The organism is Neisseria sp. Dent CA1/247 (genome assembly GCF_022870825.1).
Classification (GTDB): Bacteria; Pseudomonadota; Gammaproteobacteria; order Burkholderiales; family Neisseriaceae; genus Neisseria; species Neisseria zoodegmatis.
In genome coordinates this window covers 2,349,390-2,371,470 of the sequence record NZ_CP091522.1, presented here as the reverse complement: position 1 = coordinate 2,371,470, position 22,081 = coordinate 2,349,390, and the positions used below count along the sequence as shown (strand labels likewise).

Sequence of the window (22,081 nt, the reverse complement as noted above, 5' to 3'; positions counted from 1 at the left end):
GTAGCAACACAGTTGCTACTAATGTATTGATCAAGCCTCGAGAAGCAAAAAGACCGTCTGAAAATAAACCGCCCTTTAAACTTTGGGCAATTCATTTTCAGACGGCCTTCCTGCATCTCAACGATTTAAATCACTATGGCCGATATCCGTTATAAACAGGCTTGCTCGTTGGCAAGTTGCTGCTCGATGGTTTCGCGGCGGCGGATGAGTTTGGCTTCTGCGCCGTTTACCAACACTTCGGCGGCGCGGTTGCGGGTGTTGTAGTTGCTGGCCATGCTGCTGCCGTATGCGCCGGCGCTGCGGATGGCGAGCAGGTCGCCGGCGGTGCAGGCGAGGGTGCGGTTTTGGCCGAGGAAGTCGCCGGTTTCGCAGATGGGGCCGACGATATCGGCGGTAAACGGTGCGGTGTTGCCGGGTTCGACGACTTCGATGCGGTGGTAGGCTTCGTAAAGGGCGGGGCGCATGAGGTCGTTCATGGCGGCATCGACGATGACGAAATTCTTTTCTTCGCCTTGTTTGACAAATTCGACGCAGGTCAGCAATGTGCCTGCGTTGCCGACCAGGCTGCGGCCGGGTTCGAGCATGAGTTTGAGGGGGCGGCCGGCCATGAGTTTGGCGACGGCTTGGGCGTAGGCTTTTAAGTCGGGCACGTCTTCGTTGTTGTACACGATGCCGACGCCGCCGCCTAAGTCGATGTGTTCGAGCGTGATGCCTTCGGCGGCGAGTTTATCGACCAGCAGCAGGGTGCGTTCGCAGGCTTCGACGAGGGGGCTTAGGTCGGTGAGCTGGGAGCCGATATGGCAGTCGATGCCGACGATTTTCAGACGGCCTAAACGGGCGGCGTGGCGGTAGGCTTCTAGGGCGTCGGCGTAGGCGATGCCGAATTTGTTGGATTTGAGGCCGGTGGAAATGTAGGGGTGGGTTTTGGCATCGACATCGGGGTTGATGCGCAGGGAAATGGGGGCGGTTTTGCCGAGGCGCTCTGCTACGGCTTGGATGCGGTCCAGCTCGGGCAGGCTTTCTACGTTGAAGCACAATACGCCGGCGTTGAGGGCGAATTCGATTTCTGCTTCGCTTTTGCCGACGCCGGAAAAGATGGTTTTGCCGGCATCGCCGCCTGCAGCCAATACGCGGGCGAGTTCGCCGCCGGATACGATGTCGAAGCCGCTGCCGAGTGAGGCGAAGTGTTTGAGTATGCTCAGGTTGCCGTTGGCTTTAACGGCGTAGCAGATCAGCGGTTGCAGGGTGGAGAAGGCATCGGTGTAGGCTTGGAAGGCTTCGGTGAGCGCGGATTGGCTGTACACGTAGAGCGGGGTGCCGAATTCGTCGGCCAAGCGGGTAAGCGGGATGTTTTCGCAGTGTAGGGTCATGATTATTGTGTGGGGGCGGTGGGTTCTTTGGTTTCGAATTGCAGGCCGGTCTGTATCACGCCGAAGCGGGCTTTGTCGTTTTCTTTGGGCAGGTATAGATCGCCTTTGTAGCCGCAGCCGCTTAAGACGAATGCGGCGGAGAGTAAAAACAGGACTGGTTTCATGATAGTTCTTTCATCACACGGGTGAATGTGGCAAGATTCGGTATCTTAAACAAAAACGTACCAATATACAAAGCCATGATGACCGAAAGCGAATTTTTACAGCATTCCGATGCTTTATTTACCCATATTGAAGACCAAATCGACGAGGGCGGCTGGGATTTCGACTGCCGCCTGAACGGTAATGTGTTAACCATCGAAGCGGGCGACGGTACGCAGATTATTGTGAACCGGCACACGCCCAATCAGGAATTGTGGATTGCGGCGAAAAGCGGCGGCTATCATTTTGCGGAGAAAGACGGCCAATGGCTGGCAACGCGCGACGGCAGCGAGTTTTTTGCGGTGTTGAATCAGGCGCTGACTGCGGCGGCGGGTGAAGAGGTGTGCGTAGAGGCGTATCGTTGATGTGCTGTTGATGGTTAATGAAGATGATGAAGAGGCCGTCTGAAAATGTTCAGACGGCCTCTTGGTTTGTGAGCGGCCTTTAGTCTGGAGTTTGATTGGATATCTGCTTTTATTTTTAAGAGAGCGGATATGGTTTTTCAGACGGCCTGATGTTTACGGTTTGCGTTGTTCAAACAACCAATCGCGTATGCCTTCAATGGCATAGGCAATCCGCCAAGTGTTGGCGTGGCTGGCGGTGCCGTTGTCGGTTTGGCCGGCGGGCGCAACCGTGCCTTTTTGCAGCACGGTGTAGTGGATATTGGCATTTTGTCCGCGCATGGCAGAAACTTCGGCATCAAGTTCGGACGGTGTGGCCATGCCGCTCCACATTTTTTTGGCCACTTTCGCGCCGTGTTTTTGCAAAGAGGCGGTAATGGCATTCATGTTTTTATGGACTTTTTCATCGTCTTCCGCCACGACAATCCACATTTTGTTTTTAGCCAGCGGCGCGGCGGTTTTGGCGGCTTCCCATTGCGGGGCGATGAGGTAGGAAGCGGCAAAGAAATCGGGATTTTTGGCGTTCATGGCCATCTGCATCATGCCGCCGGCGGATTGGCCGGTGGCGTAGCGGCGTGCAGGGTCGATGCTGTATTCGGTTTCCAAATGTTTGATCAGGTTAACCACGGCTTCCGGTTCTTTGCCCGTTGCTTGGCGGCTCATGGATTTGCGGTCGAATTGCGGAGCCAGCACCAGCGCTTCGTGTTTGGCCTGTGATTCGGGAGAGGCCCACACTACTGCGCCCAAGCCTTGCTTCAAGGTGTTTTTTACGTCGTTACCGGCCACGGCAGCATCGTGGATAAACAAAACCAGCGGGTAGGATTTTTTCGCGTCGTAATTTTTCGGCACGAAAAGGTTGTAGTTGAGTGAAATGCCGGTAAGCGGGTCGGCAAATTGAGCCTGCTTGAAGTCGTCCACAATCAGATTGGCGGCTTGTTTGGTTTCGCGCTCTTTGCCGTCGGGGATAATCACGTTGCCCGCAGTATCGGCCACATCGCCGGTTTGGGTGATTCTCAATTCGGGGCGGCGGCGGATGATGTCGCGGCCTTCAACGCCGAAGGCTACGGCGTCTTCGTCTTTTTGGGAAAGCTCTACCACTACATATTTGCCGTCTTTTGCATCGGATGCGGTAACGGGCGCGTCGTTGCCGTAAACTTTAGTTACCGTGCGGCCTGCGACGGCGAAGTCTTCCACATCAAGCGATTCATTGCTCACGGGCTGGTTGTATTGAACCACGGCTGCGGTAATTTTCTGCCCGTCGCCGAATACCTCGGTTACCGCGGTCACGTCTTCCACCGTTTCGGCAGCGGTTATGTTTTCGGCGGGTTTGGTTGCGGGTGCAGACATTATCTGACAGCCGGACAATGCGGCAAGGCATCCTGCGGCGGCTAAAGCAGTAGTGAGTTTTTTCATAAGCAGACTTTCGGAAAATCGGGCAGGGCAGTTCCGTTGGGGTGCGGGATAGGGCTGCATCTCTTCTTCAAAGCCGTGTAAAACAGCGGCTGCTGCGGCTTGGCTTGAACGCGGCGGGGCGATATACAGGCCGTCTGAAACGGAAGTTTACTGCCTTTCAGTTGCGGATATAAACCGTTTAACTATACTCAGCCGCTACATGTTTGTGTTTGTTTGTCGGCGGAGCGGTGGATTTATTGTGCTAAGCGTTGTTTTAGACAATACAATAGGCCGTCTGAAACCCTATTCAGACGGCCTATATGCCAACAAGTTTCTTAATTTCTGCTTTATATCATTAAAAAAGCATATTTCATCTCTGCCCGTGGTTTTAGCGCAAGGAAAAGGCGGCAATCCGGGGTCAGTGTTCCGTTAGCGCTATCAAGCGAAAAGCGTCGGCAGCCAATGGTAAAGCCATACCATCAAAGCCCACGACCATTTCAGCAGCAACACGATTCCCGCCAACAGCAGCAAAATGCCCACTGCCGCCATCGCCGCTCTGCGGTTGACTTGGCTGATTACGGCTTTGTCGCCCAATGCGAAACCTTCAATCAGGGCAAAATTGCGCTTGTGCGACTTATTGATAAAGTCCAACACGTCGCCCAGAAAAGGAATCAGGCCGATCAGAATGTCCATCAGGCTGTTGAACAACACAACCACAGTCAATCTGACCGAACGCAGTTTCACCGCCGCCAAATACAGAAACACGGCGTGAAAACTCTGTGAAACCACATCGCCCGCCACGGGGATTAAGCCCAGTATGCCGTCGATATAGTAGTCGTCAAGATAACGGCTGATTTCTTTCGCCGCATGGTAGCTGCGGCTTCTTTGCAAAGCATCGTGTCTGATGGGAGTAGGGTGGTTCATGATTATCTGATTATCTTTAGATTTATTTAAAACAAACAGTTGTGTGCGCTCAATGTACGGCTGGGTGGCGGATACATGGTGCGCCGAATAGGTTGCCGATGGTTGAGGCCGCAATATTATTCAACGCAATACCTGAGGCCGTCTGAATAAGATGACTGGCGGTAAAAATATGGAATATTCATAAGAATCCCCGAGCATGTTATCAAACACGTTCGGGGATTTTGATAAGGCATAGGAGGCCTTCTGAAATGTTTAGCGGGCTTTAATCATCATTAGATTTGTCGCTGTTGCGGCGGGAGAAATTGATGCCCAGCTGTTTCAGTTTGCGGTAGAGGTGCGTTCTTTCCAAACCCACTTTCTGCGCCACGCGGCTCATGTTGTGGCTTTCTTGAACAATATGGTATTCAAAATAGCGACGTTCCAACTCTTCGCGCAATTCGCGCAAAGGCATGTTGAAATTGAAGCCGCCGACCATTTCGGAAACGGGCGCGCGGTTCATTTGTCCGCCCAACACCGCATTGACGGCTTGCTCTTCCACCGCGCTGTTTTCGGCGGTAATCGCCAGATTTTTTACCACGCTTCGCAATTGGTCGAGGTTGCCCGGCCAATCGTACTGGCGCAAGATGTTCAAGGCGCCGGTGCTGAACTTAACCAAAGGAATTTTTTGTGTTTCGGCCAATTCGCTCAGAATCTGGTCAACCAAAAACACGATGTCGTCGGCTTGGTTGCGCAAAGGCGGAATCTGAATCACATAAGGCGCAAGTGCTTCTTGCAGTTTGGCATCGATGGTGGAGTTTTCGGCAGATTCGGTCAGCGGACGGCTGCTGGCGCAAATAATGCGTACATTGCTGCGCTCGGCTTTGGTCAGCAAAAAGGCAATGCCTTGCTGAATGCTGCGGCTGTATTGTGCGATGTCGCCCAAATACAAAATACCGCCGCCGGCTTTTTGCAGCAGTTCCAAAGGAATATCGACGATGTGTTCGGTTTTGCCCGGCTCCACCCACGGCGTGCCGTTTTTATGGAAATAACGTGCTACCAATTCAAACGGAGAACCCGGTTCGCCGCAAAGTAAAACGGGTTTGTTTTGTTTCACAACGGCTTCAAGCGCGCGGTTTAGCTCTTGAATGGAAGGGCTGTTGCCGAGTTTGTCGAGCGATAAGCCCGATGCGGCCTGCATTTCGCCGTATTTCAGCGCGCGGTCTACGGTGCTGAGCAGTTTTTGCAGGGCGATGGGTTTTTCCAGAAAATCCAATGCGCCGATTTTGGTGGCTTCAACTGCGGTATCGATACTGGCGTGGCCGCTCATCATTACCACAGGCATATTGAGCTGGCCGTTTTTCGCCCATTCTTTTAATAGCGTGATGCCGTCGCAATCGGGCATCCAAATATCCAGCAACACCATAGCCGGACGGGTTTGGTGGCGGAGCTGGCGGGCTTCTTCGGCATTCTCGGCGAGGGTTACGGTGTAGCCTTCGTCTTGAAGAATCTCGGAGAGAAGATCGCGGATGCCGATTTCATCATCAACAATTAAAATATCAGTACTGCGCATAATGTTTATACCAATCTGGGTAAGACTATATTAACAGCGGCGCCGCCTTCAGGCAGGTTGGAGAGGCTGATGCGGCCGCCATGTTCTTCGATAATTTTCTTCACCACGGGCAAGCCTAAACCGGTGCCCGTCGGTTTGTCGGTAACATAAGGCTCGAATGCGTGCTGCAGCATTTCTTTGCTGAAACTTTTGCCGTTGTTGCTTACGGTCAGCAGCACTTGGTCGTCGTCGGCAGCTTGTGTGGATACACGCACGCGGGGCGAAGGTTCGTCTTCGGCGGCTTCGGCTGCATTCTTGAAAATATTGTGCAAAACCTGCCGCATGGCGGTGGTGTCGGCGGCGATTGAAAAAGATATATTACTCAAATCGGCCTCGAATGTACACTTACTGCCCTCATAGAGCAGCAAAACTTCCTCAATAATTTGGTTTAAATCAAGCTGTTCGAGTTTAAGTGCGGGCGCTCGGGCATAGTTTCGGAACGCTTCGACCATTTCTTTCAATGCCGCAACCTGTTTGACTATCGTATCTGTAGAGCGCGTGAGAATCTGCGCGTCCTGACCGCTGAGCTTGTCATGCAATTTCCATGCCAATCTTTCTGCCGAGAGTTGGATGGGGGTGAGGGGGTTGCGGATTTCGTGCGCCAGCCGTTTGGCTACTTCGCCCCAAGCCGCTTCTTTTTGCGCTCTAACCAAGGCGGTGATGTCGTCAAAGACCATCACGATGCCGTTATCGTTGTCGTCGGGCAGAATGGTGGCTTTGGCCAGTAATATGCGGGATTCGTCGGGAGCGGCATAGCTTAGCTGTACGGGTTTGTCGACCGGCGCGGTGTCGATAATCGAAGCAAAGGTCTCGGCCAGCACTGACTGCTGCGGAGATTTCCCCTGCCATTCATACCAGCTGCTGCCGATCATGCTTTCCAAGGAAATGCCGAGGATTTCTTCCGCACTGTGGTTGAATGTTTTCAGACGGCCTTTATCGTCTAGGGTAACGACGCCGGTAGTCAGGCTTTCCAACACGCACTCAAGATAATGGCGCGCGGCTTCTTGTTGCAGGCGGTTGCGTTCGTTGGCTGCTTGGGCAATGCTCAACTGCTCGGTCATGTGGTTGAAGAGATGGGTTAATCTGCCGAATTCATCGTTGCGGAAAATCGGCCGTTTTTGCGAGAAATCGCCTTGTGCTACGGCACGCGCGCCTTCTGCCAACGACAATATCGGCTCCACAAAACGGCGTGCGAAATACAGCGCCATCACCAAAGCCAGCATAATCGCCAGCAAGGTGGCTACCAGCAGGGTTACCAGAAAGAAGCGTTGCAGGCCTTGTTTGGCGTAGGTCAGCTCGGCGTATTTGGCGCGGGCGGCTTCAATCAGGATGGCATCTTTGGCTACATCGGCAGGCACGGCTTGGCGGAAGAATAAAGCGCGGGAACGGTTGGTGCCGTCGTCCAAAATCATCCAGCCTTGTGCGTAAAGTGCGTTATTCAGGTTTTCGATGCTGCTGGCCGAGCCGGTATCGAGCAATGTTTTGCGTGAGGATTCGTCGAGCTTTGGTTCTGGCAGATTACTGATGTTGCGCACGACATCTGCTTGATTGTTTTGGATGTTGTAAACGGCGAGTTGGTCAAAACGTTGGTTGCCGGGCAGGTTTTTCAGCGTTTGAGGGAGGTTTTGCCCTAAAGAAGAGGCGCCGATTAAGTCGATTTGGATGGGTACGGCTTGGCGCACGGCGTTGTCGAGCGAGAGATTTAAAGCCGATTTACTCAAATTCAGGCCGCGCTCCAAGGCTTCGTGCGTATCGTTGCCGAACCAGGAATTGATGCTGTTGGAAATAAATTGAGCCGATACGCCAAACAGAAACAGCCCGGGCAACACCGCAACCAGTGTAAACATACCGGCCAGCCTGCGGGCGATTTGAGAGCCGAATACGCCTTTGCGTACGTCGCGCAGCAGCAGCCGCACATAGCGAACCAGCAGCCCCAGCAATACGACAACTAAAGCGCCGCTGGCTGCAATAATCCACCAAAAATAATGACTTAGGTCGCTATCGTTTTCCGTTGCCAGTGTCAGAATATACAGAGAAATAAAGGAAAGCAGTCCGGCAATCAGAAGAAAGTGACGCATGGCTTACTCCTTCGTGATGGTGAGGGACTGCCAGCCGGAATCCAGCTGCCAGCTTTTCGAAGTCAGCGCATTAATCTGAAAAGGTTTGGGAAGTTGGGAGGTGCTTAATGAAAGCCTGATTTCGGCTTTGGTCTCTTTGGGCGAAACGCCGCTAAGCGCCCCGTTGTGCAGCACGCGCCAGTTGGCTACGGCGCCGACACCGCGCAAGGCTGTCTCCAAGCTGTTGTATTCTGTGGAAAAAGTGCCCACGGTAACGCGGTAGCGGTTGGTTAGCGGATGGTAGGAAAGTTTGTATTGAATGGTGTTGCCGCTGCCGACCAGATGCTCGAGTTTGAAACGGTAGGAGGCAATGGTAGGCGCGGAAAGCTGGTAATTCAGCGTGAAATTCAAAGGCACGCCCTGATTGAGGGCTTGTTTGAGCTGGTCGGGCAGTGTGGTTGCGAAACGGCTGCTGACCGACATTTGCCCCGATGAGGTTAAGGTGGCTAAAGAGCGGGTTGCACTTATCCCTTCTGCGGCCGTCTGAAAAGATAAGGCCAGCAGAATGGGCAATAACAGTAGTTTACTGTTTTTGAATAAGCGCGTAATAAAAGCCATCTTGCTGTTTGTTGGGTAAAAGCACATGCGACTCTACACATCGGGCGTCGGCATGGCGGTTTAAAAATTTTTGCAGCTGCTGTTCGTTTTCTTCTACGAATATCGAGCAGGTTGCTAAAAGCATTCTGCCGTTTTTCGTCAGGGTTTGCCAGAGTGCGTCGAGCAACGCTTCCTGCTGGCGCGCGGTTTTGACGGCATCGCCGGGGCGGCGCAGCCATCTGATGTCGGGATTGCGTTTCAACACGCCCGAGGCGGTGCAGGGTACGTCGGCTAGGATGGCATCGAAAGGCCGGCCGTCATACCATTTTTCAATGTCTTGTGCGTCGGCACATAGGAGCGCTTCGGCACGGGCATTCAATCTATTTAAGTTGTCGGCCACCCGTTTCAGACGGCCTTCATCAATATCCAAGGCAGTCAGGTTGCAGTCGGCAAGTTCCAATATGTGGCCGGTTTTGCCGCCGGGTGCGGCGCAGGCATCGAGAATGCGTTCGCCGTTTTGCGGGTTCAGCAGATAGCCTGCTTGCTGTGCGCCGAAATCTTGTACCGATACGAGGCCGTCTGAAAAACCGGGCAGGCGGCTTACCGGTACGGCTTCCGCCAACATGACGGCATAGTCGTCTAAAGCGGTGGCGGCGATGCCTTCTTGCGCCAACAGTTTCAGATAAGTTTGGGCGTCGCTTTTACGGCGGTTGACGCGCAAAGTCATCGGCGGGTGCTGCTGCCATGCGGCAACCATGTTGTGCCAATGTTTCGGATAATGGTTTTGCAGATAGCGAACCCACCATTCGGGCAAGTTGTATTTGGCAACATTGTTGTGTTTGCAGCCGGCATTCAGTTTTTCGCGTTCGCGCAGGAAGCGGCGCAATATGGCATTGGTAAACGAACGGTATTGCCCTTTGCCGATTTTGGCGGCTGTATCAACGGCTTCGTTGACCACCGCATGAGGAGCGTTGGCGGTGTGGTTCAGTTGATACAGTGCGGCAATCAGGAGGCTTTCGAGTTTGGGTTCGGTAATGGGCTTATTGAGCATTTTGCCCAACATATAACGCAAACTGCCGCCGTAACGTTGGCAGCCGTAGGCAATGTCTTGCAGGGCGCCGTTTTCCTGCGGGCTTAGTTCCGGATGCGCGGCACGCACGTTTGCCAGTACATCTTGCAGGTTTTGCCCGGATGCAACTGCTGTTATTGTATCTGCCGCCAACTTTTGCGCCAAAGCCATACTCACAGGCGTTCTCCCGTTTCAATACGGTTTCCCGTCGCAAAAGCAGCTATATTCATGCGTTTGCTGCCTGCCGGCTGTAATTCGGTAATTTTCAGGGCGTGTTGTCCGCACGCGACAATCAGGCCGTCTGAACGGCATTGCAGCACTGTGCCGGCTTCTCCCTGACCTTCCACTACTTCGGCTTGCCAGATTTTCAGAGGTTTGCCTTGGTATTCCGCCCAGGCGGCGGGCACGGGGTTGAATGCCCTGATTTTGCGCTCGATGATATGGGCGGGTTCGCTCCAATTGATGCGGGCTTCTTCTTTGTTTAATTTGTTGGCATAGGTAACGCCGTTTTCCGGCTGGGGCATGCTGTTCAGACGGCCTTCTTGTTGCAGGCGTTGCAAATCGGCCACGATGGCTTGCGCACCGATATGCGCCAACGCGTCGTGTACTTTTCCGGCAGTATCGGTGTTTTGAATGGTGTAGCGGTGTTCGCTGACCACATTGCCGGTATCCAAGCCTGCGTCCATCTGCATGATGCAAACGCCTGTTTCGGCATCTCCTGCCTCAATAGCGCGTTGGATGGGCGCGGCTCCACGCCAGCGGGGCAGCAGCGAGGCGTGGATGTTTAAGCAGCCATGCGTAGGAATATCGAGTACGGCTTGAGGCAGAATAAGGCCGTAGGCCGCTACCACCATTACATCAGCGTGTTGTTTATGCAACAGTTCTTGCGCGTCTTCATGGCGCAGGCTTTGCGGTTGGGCTACGGTTAAACCCAGCTCCAGAGCTGTTTGCTTTACGGGGCTGGGCTGAAGCTGCATGCCGCGTCCTTTGGGGCGGTCGGGTTGGGTCAGCACCAATGGAATGTCAAAGCCTGCCTCGGCGATGGCCGATAAGGCGGATGCGGCGAAATCGGGCGTGCCGGCAAAAATCACTTTCATAGTTTAAAAGGCCGTCTGAACAAGAGTTTACAGGTTGTGCTTGGCACGTTTTTTCAGCTTGGTTTTGATGCGGTTTTGTTTCAATGTGGATAGATATTCCACAAATACTTTACCTGCCAAATGATCCAACTCGTGCTGAATGCAGATGGCAAGCAGGCCGTCGGCTTCCAGCGTAAATTTTTCGCCTTTTTCATTCAAAGCTTCTACTGTTACACGTTCCGCACGGGTTACGGTGTCGTAGATGCCGGGTACGGACAGGCAGCCTTCTTCATAAGTGGTTTCGCCGTCTTTGTGGGTAATGGTCGGATTGATGAATACCCGCGGTTCGTTTTGCTCTTCCGACAAATCCATCACGACCACGCGCTCATGCACGTTGACTTGCGTGGCAGCCAAGCCGATGCCGCGTGCTTCGTACATGGTTTCCAGCATGTCGCCGACCAGTGTTTGGATACGCCCGTCGATCTCGGCTACCGGTTTTGCAACAGTGTGCAGACGTTCGTCGGGATACTGGAGAATGTTAAGTAATGCCATAGTTGAATCTCTAATGTAAAAATATGTGTGTTTAATGCTATGATAACGGCAATATTCAGTGATAAAATATTACGCAGATTTTATTACATGTCCAATCCGCAAAGAGCCATTACGCTCATTGTTAAAGTTAATTAAAGACAATCAATTCGATTTCAAGGGGAGCAGTCATGCAAAAACGTATTATAACCCTGCTTTGCACCTTAGGCTTGGCATTTTCAGGCCACGCCGCGGCAGCCGGACTGAAGGTTCGCCCCGATGCGCCTAAGCGTTATGTGGTCAAGCAAGGGGATACATTATGGGGTATTTCAGGCAAATACCTTTACAGCCCGTGGCAATGGAACCGCCTGTGGGGTGCCAACCGCAGCGAAATCCGCAATCCGCACATGATTTATCCGGGGCAGGTGCTGGTGTTGCGTTATGTGAACGGCCAACCGCGCTTGGGTTTTGATAACGCCGCGTCCTATAACGACGGCATTCCGGTGGTAAAATTGGCGCCGCGCGTACGCGAAGTGTCTTCGGGTTACGGCATCCAAACCGTTAATGTGAATTTCTACCGTATGTTTATGCAGCATCCGCAAGTGATTCCGCAAATGCAGACGCAAGATTCGCCCCGCCTGATCGACGGCCCCGACAACCGCATTCTGTACAGCAAAGGCGACCGTGTGTACGCATACGGAATCACCGAGCCGGGTCGTTATTTGGTGTATCGAGCGCGAAAAGATATTGTTGATCCCGAGACCAAGAAATATTTGGGGCAAGAAGTGGTGTTCAGCGGCATCGTCAGCACGTTGCCCTACACCAACAGCGCTTTGGATGCGCGCAGTGAGAAAGATGCGGAATCTTTGCCTGGCAACGAATACTACACCCGCTTGCATCCGTTGGTAAAAGTGCCCACCCAAACTGCGCAACCTATGGTTGTAGAAGAAGCTATATCAGAAGTGCGTAAAGGCGATTTCTTGGTCAAAATGACCGACGAGCGCGACAGCTTCCAAATGATGCCGCACGCGCCGAGCCGTCATATTGATGCTAAAGTGGTTTCTATTTTTGACGGTGTGAGCGAAGCCGGCCAATTCCAAACCATAACTTTGAATAAAGGCGAAGCCGACGGCTTGGATAAAGGCACCGTGTTAAGTCTGTACAAACGCAGCCGCCAAGTGAAGGTAGATTTGGAAAAGGGTGAGAAAGGCCGCAGAAGTGTGGTGAAATATGTTTCTATCCCGGCCGAAGAAGTGGGTTTGGCGATGGTTTACCGCACCAGCGAGCATTTGGCTTCAGCCATCATATTGGAGAGTTTAACCAATATTAACATTGGGGATGCCGCTTCCGAACCGGGTCAAGACTTGGACAACATGGCAGATGATGTGAAACATGTACCGAATGCGCCACAAGAGTCGCATGATACGGAACATAATGAATACAACATTAAAAGCAATATAAACCCCTATTAAAACAAGCCGGTTAAAGGCCGTCTGAAAAAAGCACACAGCAATGTGTGCTTTTTTATTGGTATTTTCACGACACATTTTTCACTTTGCTAACCTGTTTTTCGTAAATTATTCTTGAAAATGGTTAACAAACCATTACAAATTATATAAAATGTGAAACATAAAAATATAACGCACATTACTATTTTATGTGCATATGCAAACATTACGGGGTTTGCCATGAATGATTCAGAAAGATTCGCTTGGATACAGCTTGCACTAACACCGTATATCGGAGCAGAAAGTTTTTTAGCGCTGATAAAGTATTACGGTAGTGCGCAAGCTGCTTTGGCGGCACCGGCTGAAAGAGTGAGGCAACTGGTTCACCACAAACAGGCTGTTGCAGCATGGGAAGGAGAGAATGCGCAAGCCGTCAAAGCCGCAGAAGCAGCTTTGGAGTGGGAACAACAAGCAAATTGCCGTTTGATGTTGCTGTGCGATAACGACTTCCCCGTTATGCTGACTGAAGGTATTACACCTCCGCCATTGCTGTTTTTACGGGGGCGCGTTGAGCTTTTACACCGTTCTTCTGCTGCCATTGTTGGAAGCAGGCATGCGACACCGCAAGCTATGCGGATTGCCCGCGATTTCGGTAAAGCATTGGGAGAGCAAGGTATCAGCGTTGTTTCAGGTATGGCTTCCGGTATTGATGCGGCAGCCCATCAGGGCGCGCTGGAAACACAAGGCGGCACCATTGCGGTATGGGGTACGGGGATAGATAGAATCTACCCGCAGGCAAATAAAGATTTGGCTTATCGGATTGCTGAAAACGGGCTGATTGTGAGCGAATTTCCGCTTAACACCCGTCCGCTGGCAGGCAATTTTCCGCGCCGTAACCGTCTCATCGCGGCCTTGTCTAAAGCAGTATTGGTAGTGGAAGCGGCACCGGAATCCGGTTCGCTGATCACTGCCAGGTTGGCCGCAGACATGGGGAGGGAAGTGATGGCCGTGCCCGGCTCTATTGACAACCCGCACAGCAAAGGTTGCCATAAGCTGATAAAAGAAGGTGCGAAATTAGTAGAATGTTTAGACGACATTTTGCTCGAATGCCCGCAATTGTTGCAATCGTTGCCTCCGATGGAGACAAATAAGCAAACAATTCGGCAGGAAAAGCAGAAAAAAGAAAACCATACCCAAACACACACAACGGGGCCGTCTGAACATCCGCTTTTAACTGCACTGGGATATGACCCTGTTCATCCCGACACTCTGGCGCAGCAGTTAAACCTGCCTGCTGCCGACATATACGCGCAGTTGCTTGAACTTGAACTGGAGAAAATCGTCTCCCCGATGCCGGGTGGACGCTATCAAAGAATCAAATAACAACAAGGATATATCATGGCTGATGTAATCGCCTTTTTAATCAAACACTTTTACGACTTAGATGCTTGCCCTCCACCTTCTGATTTAGGGCAGATTCTGGAAGACATCGGTTTCAATGATATTGAAATCAATCAAGCCTTGATGTTGCTGGAAGTGTTGGCAAACAGCCCGGAAGTAGAAGAAACTCAATACCGCAGCGGTGTTATGCGCGTTTATTGTTGGGAAGAATTGGAGTCTTTACCGCAAGACGTGGTTAATTTGCTCTATTTCTTAGATCACGCCCAAGCCATTAATGGCGAACAACGTGAATTTGTCGTGCATGCTCTGCTGCACTTGCCGCCGGATGAAATTACCGTAGATATGGCAAAAGTGCTGACCCTGCTGGTTTTATGGGCGCACAAAGCCGAGTTGCCGGCCTTGATCGGCGAAGAATTGATGATGGCTTTGCATGGTAAAGCGGTTATGCATTGATACCGACATCTGCGGGAAAGCCGGTATCAAACTTATTTTGATTAATAAAAAGTAAGGCTAAATCGCATTGCGGTTCTGTCGCCTAAAATAGAATTTGTGATTATTGATAATAAAAAACCCGCTTTGTGCGGGTTTTTTGTTTCAATTTAATAATTGAACATTACAAATTAATTGGGATTAATTGCTGTTCATCCAATCATCCAACTCTTTTTCAGCTTGCTCTTTGGTATAACCATAGCGCTCTTGAAGCTTTCCGGCGAGTTGGTCGCGTTTGCCTGCAGCAACAGTCAAATCGTCATCAGTCAATTCGCCCCATTTTTCCTTTGCTTTGCCAACCAGTTGTTCCCATTTGCCTTCGATTTGATCCCAATTCATGTGGATTCCTTTCCTTATAAATGATTTATACAAATGATGTGTGCACCATATCGGTGTAACAAACAGGTAAGGCATAGATGTGGTTTTCCAAGGAAAATTCAGATGTCTTAACAAAATATATTAAAAATATATAGTTGATTGTATTCTTTTAAGTCGATTTACTGAAACCGTAGATTTGTCAGTAATATTTAATTTTGCATTTATATTAATAAAATATAAAAGTTTATTTTTATCAGGTGGTTATATATTTTTGCTCTAAATCGGAGAGTTTTATGATACTGTTTTTTTTTACTTTTTGTTGATTTAATTTTTATTTAGGCGACGGTAAACCTTTAAAAGTGCGGTTTAAGTAAATTTATGCAATTGGAGAGTGTCATTCAGTGTGTTAATGTGATGGCATTCCGTGACTTCTTTATATTTTTCAATAAGATGGAGAAGCAGGAAAGCGGAATTTTGAGATGTCACACATCGAATTTATAACATTTAAAAAGGAAAAAATCATGTTGCGTTATTCTGTAATCTTTTTTGTGATTGCCATTATTGCTGCGGTTTTCGGTTTCGGCGGTATTGCCGGAAGTGCCGCGGGCATTGCGAAAATCCTCTTTATCGGTTTCTTAATTTTGGCCGTACTTTCATTGATTTTCGGTCGTAAGTAACGGTTTCTAAACTTGTGACGAAGCGTAAATAATAAAGGCTGTCTGTTGTTCAGACGGCCTTTTGGGCGTCTTGAACTCAATCGTTAAATATTATTTTGTTAGTCGACGATTTAAATAAAAAAGCACCGTAATGATACGGTGCTTTTTAATGTAAGTATTTTCAGACGGCCTATTTAAAAGCGGTTATTGACCTGCTTTCAAACCTTGCCACAACCGCACGCTTAATTTAACCGCATCGGGAGATTTGGGCAAAACCACAAAACTCTTAGCTTTTACTTCGTCGCCCGGGAAAATCGAGTTGTCGTTTGCGTATTCTTGTTCCATCAAATCGCGTGCCGGTTTGCTGGCGGGTGCGTAGGTAACGAAATTACCGTTTTTCGCCGCCACTTGCGGATCAAGCGTGTGGCTGATGTATTTGTGGGCATTGGCAACGTTTTGCGCGTCTTTGGGAATCATAAACGAATCAATCCAGATGCCTACACCGGTTTTAGGTGTCAGCACTTCGATATTCACGCCGTTTTTGGCATCTTTGGCACGGTTTTTGGCAATGTTCAAGTCGCCGCCGTAGCCTACCGAAACGCAAAGATTACCCGCTGCCATATCGTCAATATAGCCCGAAGAGCTAAAGCGCTTCACGTCGGGACGCACTTTTTTCATCATTTCCACAGCCGCTTTCAAATCATCGGCGGTTTCGCTGTTGGGGTCTTTGCCGATGTAGTTCAGTGCCAGCGGAATTTGCTCGGTGGGACTGTCGAGGAAGCTGATACCGCATGATTTCAATTTAGCGGTGTATTCGGGGTTGAACACCAAATCCCATTCGTTTTCAGGCAGTTTGTCGCTGCCCAAAGCTTTGGTTACTTGGTCTTTGTTGATGGCCAACGTGTTGATGCCCCAGAAGTAGGGCACGGCGTATTTGTTACCCGGATCGACTTTGTCCATCATAGACAACAATTCGGGATCAATATTGCCGTAGTTGGGAATCAGGTTTTTGTCGATTTCCTGATAAGCGCCGGCTTTGATTTGGCGGCCTACGTTGGCAATCGAGGGGGCAACCAAATCGTAGCCCGATTTTCCGGTAAGCACTTTGGCTTCCAGCGTTTCGTTGCTGTCGTAGAAGTCGTAGCGCACTTTAACGCCATTGGCTTTTTCAAAATCGCTCACGGTAGATGAATCGACATAATCCGACCAATTGTAAATGTTCAGTTTGCCTGTTGCCGGAGCGGCTGCCGTTTGCTGCCCGCTGCTTGCTGCCGTATTTTCCGCAGTTTTTTGCGCTTCAGTATTACCCGAACCGCCGCACGCCGCTAAAAACAGGCCTGCCACAGCAGAAACCAACCAAGTTTTTTTCATCTTCTTATCCTTCAAAAAAACGTACCGGAAGCGGTACAAAAAAATATAAACCATGCAGCGGTAGTGGAGCTGCATGCAGCAGGTGCCGAGCATTCGGCAACAGGGCGAATTAAACGGCAAAATCCTTTGAGATGCAAGACCTTACAAGGTAAAAGCAAACATTTTTTAACATGTGTTTTGATAGGCGTTTCATCATAAACAAAATTTTTTTCAGACGGCCTGAAAACGCAGGCGCGGCTTGTGGATAAATTTGTCAAACCGCCTGCATTTATGGGAAAATCTCGCGATTGAATTTTATGCAAGGGCGACACGAAATGCTGGATAGAGAAGGATATCGCCCCAATGTCGGTATTATCTTAACCAACGACCGCAACGAAGTATTTTGGGGCAAGCGCGTGCGCGAGCATTCTTGGCAGTTTCCTCAAGGCGGCATCAAGCCGGGCGAAAGCCCCGAAACCGCCATGTATCGGGAGCTTCTGGAAGAAGTCGGCCTGCTGCCGCACCACGTCAAAATTCTCGGCCGCACGCGTGATTGGCTGCGTTACGACGTGCCTACCCATTGGGTGCGGCGGGAATGGCGCGGTTCGTACCGCGGGCAGAAGCAAATCTGGTATCTGCTGCGCTTGGTGGGCCGCGAAAGCGACGTGCATCTGCGCGCGACCAGCCACCCCGAATTCGACGGCTGGCGTTGGCATCAATATTGGGCACCGATAGACGAAGTGATTGATTTCAAACGCGGCGTGTACGAAGGCGCATTGAGCGAGCTTTCCCGCTTTTTGCGCGGCTTGGAAACGCTGGAAGAATTTACCCGCCGCCAACTGGAACTCAAATAATCCCTCCGAACGCTTTCAGGCCGTCTGAAAGCGTTTTTTATTTTCAGACGGCCTCACTGATTGAAACCTGCCACAAACATACCGCCCGCCATGACCCGCTCCGAACGCCTGCTCAACCTGTTGCAACTGCTGCGCAACCACCGCCTCCCCGTTGCCGCCGACACACTGGCGGAAACGCTTTCCGTGAGCGTGCGCACCGTGTACCGCGACATCGAAACCCTGTGCCGTCAAGGGGCGGATATACGCGGCGAGGCGGGAGTCGGTTTCATTCTCCACAAAGATTTTCTGCTGCCGCCGCTTTCGTTCAACGCCAACGAAATCGAAGCCCTCGTGCTCGGCATGCGTTGAGTACTGGCTTATACCGATAACGCATTGGCGCAAGATGCCAAATCGGTGTTGGCGAAAGTGCAGGCCGTGCTGCCGGAAAACATGGCGGATTTGTTGGACAGCCAAGCCTTGTTCCCCGTCCGCGATCATACGGAATACGGCGAACACGAGCAGCATGTTCTCAACACCATTCGCGCCGCCATCCGCAGCAACCGCAAACTCGAATTCGACTACACCGATGCCGAAAACCGCCCGAGCCACCGCACCGTGTGGCCGTTTTCCATCGGTTATTTCGACGACGCGCGGCTGGTGTCAGCTTGGTGCGAACTGCGGCAGGATTTCCGCCATTTCCGCTCCGACCGCATCGGCAAAGCCGTGATCGGCGACATTTATCCCACCCCGCGCATGCTTTTGTTGGACGAGTGGCGGCGCAGGGAAGGCATCGACCTGCATCCGTTCGATTTTTGAGGCCGTCTGAAACCCTGCTGACAAAAACTGACACGCGCCGCCCGTAAAATCTTTCTACCCTTCCCGATACTAGGAGAACGACATGAAAGACTTTACCCTCTACACCGTACCTCAATCACGCGGCGGCATGGTTTTGTGGATGCTTGAAGAATGCGGTGCCAATTACGATACCGTGGTGTTGTCTTACGACAGCGTCAAATCCCCCGACTATCTCGCCGTCAATCCGATGGGCAAAGTGCCTGCCTTGAAGCACCGCGGCCAAGTGCTGACCGAATCGGCCGCCATCGTTACCTACCTCGCCGAACAGTTTCCCGAAAAAAATCTGATTCCCGCCGCCGGCAGCGAAGAGCGCGGGCAATATTACCGCTGGCTCTTGTTTGCCGTTCATCTCGAATATGCCGGCGTGGACAAAATGCGCGGTTTGGAAAGCGACGAAAACATCCGCCGCGCCATCGGCTACGGCGACTTAAACACCGCTGTAAACACCTTACGCCAACACCTCGACGGCCGCGAATATATGGTCGGCAACCACTTTACCGCACTCGACCTTTACTACACCGGTTTGCTGGATTGGACGGTCAACCACACCGGTGCGCTGCCCGCCGATCCCGCGTTCACAAACTACATCAACCGCCATGCGCAACGACCCGCGGCGGTGCGTGCTGCGGAATGGAATGGTTGATTTGCTGTCAAAACAGCGTGAGGCCGTCTGAAATCTTTTTCAGACGGCCTCATTTGCTTCAATGCCCAATCCGCTTTTCCGATGCCGTCTGAAACCCCGTTTAAATCATGTTAAAATCCCGCCCGACTGCAAGATTTTCTTATTTTTCAGACGGCCTGCCGCAAGAGGCCGTCTGAAACCGCTTAAACATTTGACTGCGTAACCCTCATGACCACACCCCAATACAGCGAATCCAGTATCACCGTCCTCAAAGGCTTGGAGCCGGTAAAAGAACGGCCGGGCATGTACACCCGCACCGACAGCCCCACCCACATCTGCCAAGAAGTGATCGACAATGCCGCCGACGAAGCGCTCGGCGGTTTTGCCGATGAAATCAAAGTGGAAATCCATGAAGACGGCTCGCTTTCTGTGCGCGACAACGGGCGCGGCATTCCGGTGGGGCTGCATCCGGTGGAAGGTTTGCCGGTGGTGGAGCTGGTGTTCACGCAGCTTCATGCGGGCGGTAAGTTCAACAAGAAAGACGGCGGCAGCGCGTATGCCTTTTCAGGCGGCCTGCACGGTGTAGGCGTGTCGGTAACCAACGCGCTTTCCAAACGCCTCGAAGTTACCGTGAAGCGCGAAGGCAAAATCCACCGCATCGTGTTTGCGGGCGGTGCGGTGGTGGAGCCGCTGGCCGAAGTCGGCAAATGCGCGGTGAAAGACAGCGGCACCGAAGTGCGCGTGTGGCCGGACGGCAAATATTTTGAAAGCCCGCAATACAGCATCGCCGAGCTTGAGCGCCTGTTGCGCGCCAAAGCCGTGCTGCTGCCGGGCGTTACCGTGTCGCTTACCCGCCCCGTCAAAGGCCAGCCCGAGCCGCACATGCAGACATGGCATTATCCCAACGGCCTCAAAAGCTATCTGCTCGACTTAATCAGCGAGGCGCAGGAAGCCGTGCCGGTGTTCGCTTCGGAAAACTATATTTCAGACGGCCACGACAGCGATTTCAGCGCGGGCGAAGGTGCGGCGTTTGCGCTCACTTGGCTGGAAGAAGGTTCGTGCAACAGTGAAAGCTATGTGAACCTGATTCCCACCCCGCTCGGCGGCACGCACGAAGCAGGCTTGCGGCAGGCGGTGTTCCAAGCGGTGAACAACTTCATCAACCACCACAACCTGCTGCCGCGCGGCGTGAAAGTACAGAGCGACGACGTGTTCAGCCGCGTGGCATTCGTGTTGTCCGCCCGCGTGCTCGACCCGCAATTCCAAGGCCAAACCAAAGATAAGCTCACCAACCGCGACGCGCTCAAACTTGTCGCCGCCGTGTCGGGCGACCCGCTGGAATTGTGGCTCAACCAAAACGTCGAAGCCGGTAAAAAAATCGCCGAACTCGCCATCAAGCAGGCGCAGGCGCGGATGCGTTCGGTGAAGAAAATCGAAAAGAAAAAAGGCAGCGGCGTGGCCGTGCTGCCCGGCAAGCTCACCGATTGCGAAAGCGAAGACATCCGCGAAAACGAACTCTTCTTAGTGGAGGGCGATTCGGCGGGCGGCTCGGCCAAACTCGCGCGCGACAAAGCCACCCAAGCCATTTTGCCCTTGCGCGGCAAAGTGTTGAACAGCTTTGAAGTGCATCAAGACCAACTGTTCGGCAATGCCGAAATCCACGACATCGCCGTCGCCATCGGCGTTGACCCGCACGGCGCGAACGACACCCCCGATTTAAGCGGCCTGCGTTACGGCAAAATCGCCATCCTCTCCGATGCCGACGTGGACGGTTCACACATCCAAGTGCTGCTGCTCACTCTGTTTTACCGCCACTTCCCCAAACTGGTTTCAGACGGCCATATTTATGTAGCCCAGCCGCCGCTGTTCCGCGTGGACGTAAACGCGCAAGGCAAAAGCAAACCCGCGCGCAAATTCTACGCACTCGATCAGGGCGAATTGGACGGCATTTTGGAGCGGCTGCAAAAAGAAGGCGTGAAAGAAACCGCCTATTCCATCAGCCGCTTCAAAGGCTTGGGCGAGATGAACCCCGACCAGCTCAAAGACACCACCATGCACCCCGACACCCGCCGCCTGTTACAGGTGCAGATTCCCGAAACAGCGCACGAACAAACCCACAGCATCTTTGTCAAATTGATGGGCAAAGGCGAAGCCGCCAGCCGCCGCGCGTGGATGGAAGCCGAGGGAGATACGGCGGAAGTGGATATTTAAAAAGTCTCGCCTTAATAAATAGAATCGGCTTTGATAAGCAAGCAAGCCGTCTGAAAAAAGGTTTTCAGACGGCCTGAAATCTTTGCGGAATAGTTAAGGTATATCGGTTTGAGCGGACTCGGTGTTCATTGCCTGCCTAAAGCAGCCGGTTTGCCCAAGCCGCATTTCCACTTCTTTCATTTGGCCGTCTGAAAGCAAAAGAAATTTGTACAAAAACACAAAACAGGGCTTGAATTTACCGTTTACAGCCTTATTTTGCCTTTCGTTCATACTAGAAAATGTTGGGCTTCCCCTTCATGCACAACATTTCATTTTTTAACAGCCTGAATATTCAGGTATTTGTTTGACTATTTATGATATTGGAGCATACACATGACCATCCGTCCCTTACACGACCGCGTAGTTGTGAAACGCTTGGAAGCTGAAGAAAAAACCGCATCCGGCATCGTATTGCCGGGCGCCGCAGCCGAAAAACCCGACATGGGCGAAGTGATTGCCGTAGGTGCGGGCAAAGTTGGTAAAGACGGCCAACGCCGTGCGCTGGATGTGAAAGTCGGCGACAAAGTGATCTTCGGCAAATACAGCGGCCAAACCGTTAAAGCAGACGGCGAAGAGTTGCTGGTAATGCGCGAAGAAGACATCTTCGGTATCGTGGAATAATCGGCAAACAACATTGTTCAGGCCGTCTGAAACGG

At 51.8% G+C, this 22,081-nt stretch carries 23 protein-coding genes and 1 pseudogene; 12 read left to right on the top strand and 12 right to left on the bottom strand.

Annotated elements, in window-relative coordinates; genetic code table 11:
- Positions 1-149 precede the first annotated feature (149 nt).
- Both lysA and LVJ85_RS11635 read right to left on the bottom strand, forming a co-directional pair.
- Positions 150-1,370, bottom strand: a complete 1,221-nt coding sequence (gene lysA / locus LVJ85_RS11640) for a diaminopimelate decarboxylase (protein ID WP_244739938.1) — start codon at positions 1,368-1,370, stop codon at positions 150-152.
- Positions 1,371-1,372: 2 nt separating this feature from the next.
- Complete coding sequence (locus tag LVJ85_RS11635) at positions 1,373-1,534, bottom strand: lipoprotein (protein ID WP_244739937.1); 162 nt, start codon at positions 1,532-1,534, stop codon at positions 1,373-1,375.
- A gap of 75 nt (positions 1,535-1,609) precedes the next feature.
- Between LVJ85_RS11635 and cyaY the strand changes: the two genes are divergently transcribed.
- On the top strand, positions 1,610-1,936 hold the full coding sequence (gene cyaY / locus LVJ85_RS11630) for an iron donor protein CyaY (protein ID WP_244739936.1): 327 nt from the start codon (positions 1,610-1,612) through the stop codon (positions 1,934-1,936).
- A 153-nt stretch (positions 1,937-2,089) separates the two neighbouring features.
- Here cyaY and LVJ85_RS11625 read toward each other — a convergent pair whose 3' ends face one another.
- The 8 genes from LVJ85_RS11625 to def form a co-directional block, all read right to left on the bottom strand.
- A complete protein-coding gene (locus LVJ85_RS11625) occupies positions 2,090-3,385 on the bottom strand; it encodes a PHB depolymerase family esterase (protein WP_244739935.1) in 1,296 nt (431 codons plus the stop codon).
- Between the two features lie 417 nt (positions 3,386-3,802).
- A complete protein-coding gene (locus tag LVJ85_RS11620) occupies positions 3,803-4,288 on the bottom strand; it encodes a DUF4112 domain-containing protein (protein WP_244739934.1) in 486 nt (161 codons plus the stop codon).
- Positions 4,289-4,550: 262 nt separating this feature from the next.
- Positions 4,551-5,837, bottom strand: a complete 1,287-nt coding sequence (locus LVJ85_RS11615) for a sigma-54 dependent transcriptional regulator (protein WP_244739933.1) — start codon at positions 5,835-5,837, stop codon at positions 4,551-4,553.
- A gap of 5 nt (positions 5,838-5,842) precedes the next feature.
- The gene (locus LVJ85_RS11610) at positions 5,843-7,954 is read right to left on the bottom strand and encodes a PAS domain-containing sensor histidine kinase (RefSeq protein WP_244739932.1); all 2,112 of its coding nucleotides are present in this window, start codon (positions 7,952-7,954) and stop codon (positions 5,843-5,845) included.
- A gap of 3 nt (positions 7,955-7,957) precedes the next feature.
- Complete coding sequence (locus LVJ85_RS11605) at positions 7,958-8,551, bottom strand: DUF4390 domain-containing protein (RefSeq protein ID WP_244739931.1); 594 nt, start codon at positions 8,549-8,551, stop codon at positions 7,958-7,960.
- Positions 8,517-9,776 (bottom strand): 16S rRNA (cytosine(967)-C(5))-methyltransferase RsmB, encoded by a 1,260-nt coding sequence (gene rsmB, locus LVJ85_RS11600; protein WP_244739930.1) that lies wholly within the window; start codon positions 9,774-9,776, stop codon positions 8,517-8,519. The genes LVJ85_RS11605 and rsmB overlap by 35 nt, the downstream gene beginning before the upstream one ends.
- Complete coding sequence (gene fmt, locus LVJ85_RS11595) at positions 9,773-10,696, bottom strand: methionyl-tRNA formyltransferase (protein ID WP_244739929.1); 924 nt, start codon at positions 10,694-10,696, stop codon at positions 9,773-9,775. Before fmt ends, rsmB begins: the two co-directional genes overlap by 4 nt.
- A gap of 27 nt (positions 10,697-10,723) precedes the next feature.
- Positions 10,724-11,227: a peptide deformylase gene (gene def, locus LVJ85_RS11590; RefSeq protein WP_244739928.1), complete on the bottom strand. Its 504-nt coding sequence runs from the start codon at positions 11,225-11,227 to the stop codon at positions 10,724-10,726.
- Positions 11,228-11,394: 167 nt separating this feature from the next.
- On the opposite strand from def, the gene LVJ85_RS11585 reads away from it, so the two are divergent.
- The 4 genes and pseudogenes from LVJ85_RS11585 to LVJ85_RS11575 all read left to right on the top strand — a co-directional run bounded on the left by LVJ85_RS11585 (position 11,395) and on the right by LVJ85_RS11575 (position 14,505).
- Positions 11,395-12,675, top strand: coding sequence for a LysM peptidoglycan-binding domain-containing protein (locus LVJ85_RS11585; RefSeq protein WP_244739927.1), 1,281 nt, complete (start codon positions 11,395-11,397; stop codon positions 12,673-12,675).
- 216 nt (positions 12,676-12,891) lie between these two features.
- Positions 12,892-13,776: pseudogene (gene dprA / locus LVJ85_RS11580) on the top strand (DNA-processing protein DprA); the annotation flags it as partial.
- A 12-nt stretch (positions 13,777-13,788) separates the two neighbouring features.
- Positions 13,789-14,034, top strand: coding sequence for a hypothetical protein (locus tag LVJ85_RS13510; protein WP_370686960.1), 246 nt, complete (start codon positions 13,789-13,791; stop codon positions 14,032-14,034).
- A gap of 15 nt (positions 14,035-14,049) precedes the next feature.
- Positions 14,050-14,505 (top strand): DUF494 domain-containing protein, encoded by a 456-nt coding sequence (locus LVJ85_RS11575; RefSeq protein ID WP_085363403.1) that lies wholly within the window; start codon positions 14,050-14,052, stop codon positions 14,503-14,505.
- 177 nt (positions 14,506-14,682) lie between these two features.
- Here LVJ85_RS11575 and LVJ85_RS11570 read toward each other — a convergent pair whose 3' ends face one another.
- The gene (locus LVJ85_RS11570) at positions 14,683-14,880 is read right to left on the bottom strand and encodes a CsbD family protein (protein WP_085363404.1); all 198 of its coding nucleotides are present in this window, start codon (positions 14,878-14,880) and stop codon (positions 14,683-14,685) included.
- 500 nt (positions 14,881-15,380) lie between these two features.
- Between LVJ85_RS11570 and LVJ85_RS11565 the strand changes: the two genes are divergently transcribed.
- Positions 15,381-15,536, top strand: coding sequence for a DUF1328 domain-containing protein (locus LVJ85_RS11565; RefSeq protein WP_244739925.1), 156 nt, complete (start codon positions 15,381-15,383; stop codon positions 15,534-15,536).
- A 183-nt stretch (positions 15,537-15,719) separates the two neighbouring features.
- On the opposite strand, the gene LVJ85_RS11560 is transcribed toward LVJ85_RS11565, so the two are convergent.
- A complete protein-coding gene (locus tag LVJ85_RS11560; protein ID WP_244739924.1) occupies positions 15,720-16,886 on the bottom strand; it encodes a polyamine ABC transporter substrate-binding protein in 1,167 nt (388 codons plus the stop codon).
- A 296-nt stretch (positions 16,887-17,182) separates the two neighbouring features.
- Between LVJ85_RS11560 and LVJ85_RS11555 the strand changes: the two genes are divergently transcribed.
- The 6 genes from LVJ85_RS11555 to groES all read left to right on the top strand — a co-directional run bounded on the left by LVJ85_RS11555 (position 17,183) and on the right by groES (position 22,046).
- Positions 17,183-17,719, top strand: coding sequence for an RNA pyrophosphohydrolase (locus LVJ85_RS11555; RefSeq protein ID WP_085390199.1), 537 nt, complete (start codon positions 17,183-17,185; stop codon positions 17,717-17,719).
- Between the two features lie 60 nt (positions 17,720-17,779).
- Complete coding sequence (locus LVJ85_RS13505) at positions 17,780-18,067, top strand: helix-turn-helix transcriptional regulator (RefSeq protein ID WP_370686922.1); 288 nt, start codon at positions 17,780-17,782, stop codon at positions 18,065-18,067.
- Between the two features lie 24 nt (positions 18,068-18,091).
- Positions 18,092-18,514 carry a helix-turn-helix transcriptional regulator gene (locus tag LVJ85_RS13500; RefSeq protein ID WP_370686921.1) on the top strand — a complete coding sequence of 141 codons (423 nt, stop codon included), beginning with the start codon at positions 18,092-18,094 and terminating at the stop codon, positions 18,512-18,514.
- An 82-nt stretch (positions 18,515-18,596) separates the two neighbouring features.
- The gene (locus LVJ85_RS11545; protein ID WP_244739923.1) at positions 18,597-19,196 is read left to right on the top strand and encodes a glutathione S-transferase family protein; all 600 of its coding nucleotides are present in this window, start codon (positions 18,597-18,599) and stop codon (positions 19,194-19,196) included.
- Between the two features lie 207 nt (positions 19,197-19,403).
- A complete protein-coding gene (parE, locus tag LVJ85_RS11540) occupies positions 19,404-21,386 on the top strand; it encodes a DNA topoisomerase IV subunit B (RefSeq protein WP_244739922.1) in 1,983 nt (660 codons plus the stop codon).
- Positions 21,387-21,758: 372 nt separating this feature from the next.
- Complete coding sequence (groES, locus tag LVJ85_RS11535; RefSeq protein WP_085363411.1) at positions 21,759-22,046, top strand: co-chaperone GroES; 288 nt, start codon at positions 21,759-21,761, stop codon at positions 22,044-22,046.
- Positions 22,047-22,081 lie beyond the last annotated feature (35 nt).

Excerpts from the sequence above, each read along its gene's own strand:
- LVJ85_RS11605 (WP_244739931.1), bottom strand. The coding sequence starts at position 8,551 with ATGGCTTTTATTACGCGCTTATTCAAAAACAGTAAACTACTGTTATTG.
- fmt (WP_244739929.1), bottom strand. The coding sequence starts at position 10,696 with ATGAAAGTGATTTTTGCCGGCACGCCCGATTTCGCCGCATCCGCCTTA.
- LVJ85_RS11545 (WP_244739923.1), top strand. The coding sequence starts at position 18,597 with ATGAAAGACTTTACCCTCTACACCGTACCTCAATCACGCGGCGGCATG.
- groES (WP_085363411.1), top strand. The coding sequence starts at position 21,759 with ATGACCATCCGTCCCTTACACGACCGCGTAGTTGTGAAACGCTTGGAA.
- LVJ85_RS11560 (WP_244739924.1), bottom strand. The coding sequence starts at position 16,886 with ATGAAAAAAACTTGGTTGGTTTCTGCTGTGGCAGGCCTGTTTTTAGCG.
- LVJ85_RS11625 (WP_244739935.1), bottom strand. The coding sequence starts at position 3,385 with ATGAAAAAACTCACTACTGCTTTAGCCGCCGCAGGATGCCTTGCCGCA.
- LVJ85_RS11585 (WP_244739927.1), top strand. The coding sequence starts at position 11,395 with ATGCAAAAACGTATTATAACCCTGCTTTGCACCTTAGGCTTGGCATTT.
- LVJ85_RS13510 (WP_370686960.1), top strand. The coding sequence starts at position 13,789 with ATGGAGACAAATAAGCAAACAATTCGGCAGGAAAAGCAGAAAAAAGAA.
- def (WP_244739928.1), bottom strand. The coding sequence starts at position 11,227 with ATGGCATTACTTAACATTCTCCAGTATCCCGACGAACGTCTGCACACT.
- lysA (WP_244739938.1), bottom strand. The coding sequence starts at position 1,370 with ATGACCCTACACTGCGAAAACATCCCGCTTACCCGCTTGGCCGACGAA.
- LVJ85_RS11575 (WP_085363403.1), top strand. The coding sequence starts at position 14,050 with ATGGCTGATGTAATCGCCTTTTTAATCAAACACTTTTACGACTTAGAT.
- LVJ85_RS11555 (WP_085390199.1), top strand. The coding sequence starts at position 17,183 with ATGCAAGGGCGACACGAAATGCTGGATAGAGAAGGATATCGCCCCAAT.
- LVJ85_RS11565 (WP_244739925.1), top strand. The coding sequence starts at position 15,381 with ATGTTGCGTTATTCTGTAATCTTTTTTGTGATTGCCATTATTGCTGCG.
- LVJ85_RS11620 (WP_244739934.1), bottom strand. The coding sequence starts at position 4,288 with ATGAACCACCCTACTCCCATCAGACACGATGCTTTGCAAAGAAGCCGC.
- LVJ85_RS11635 (WP_244739937.1), bottom strand. The coding sequence starts at position 1,534 with ATGAAACCAGTCCTGTTTTTACTCTCCGCCGCATTCGTCTTAAGCGGC.
- cyaY (WP_244739936.1), top strand. The coding sequence starts at position 1,610 with ATGATGACCGAAAGCGAATTTTTACAGCATTCCGATGCTTTATTTACC.
- LVJ85_RS11615 (WP_244739933.1), bottom strand. The coding sequence starts at position 5,837 with ATGCGCAGTACTGATATTTTAATTGTTGATGATGAAATCGGCATCCGC.
- LVJ85_RS11610 (WP_244739932.1), bottom strand. The coding sequence starts at position 7,954 with ATGCGTCACTTTCTTCTGATTGCCGGACTGCTTTCCTTTATTTCTCTG.
- parE (WP_244739922.1), top strand. The coding sequence starts at position 19,404 with ATGACCACACCCCAATACAGCGAATCCAGTATCACCGTCCTCAAAGGC.
- LVJ85_RS11570 (WP_085363404.1), bottom strand. The coding sequence starts at position 14,880 with ATGAATTGGGATCAAATCGAAGGCAAATGGGAACAACTGGTTGGCAAA.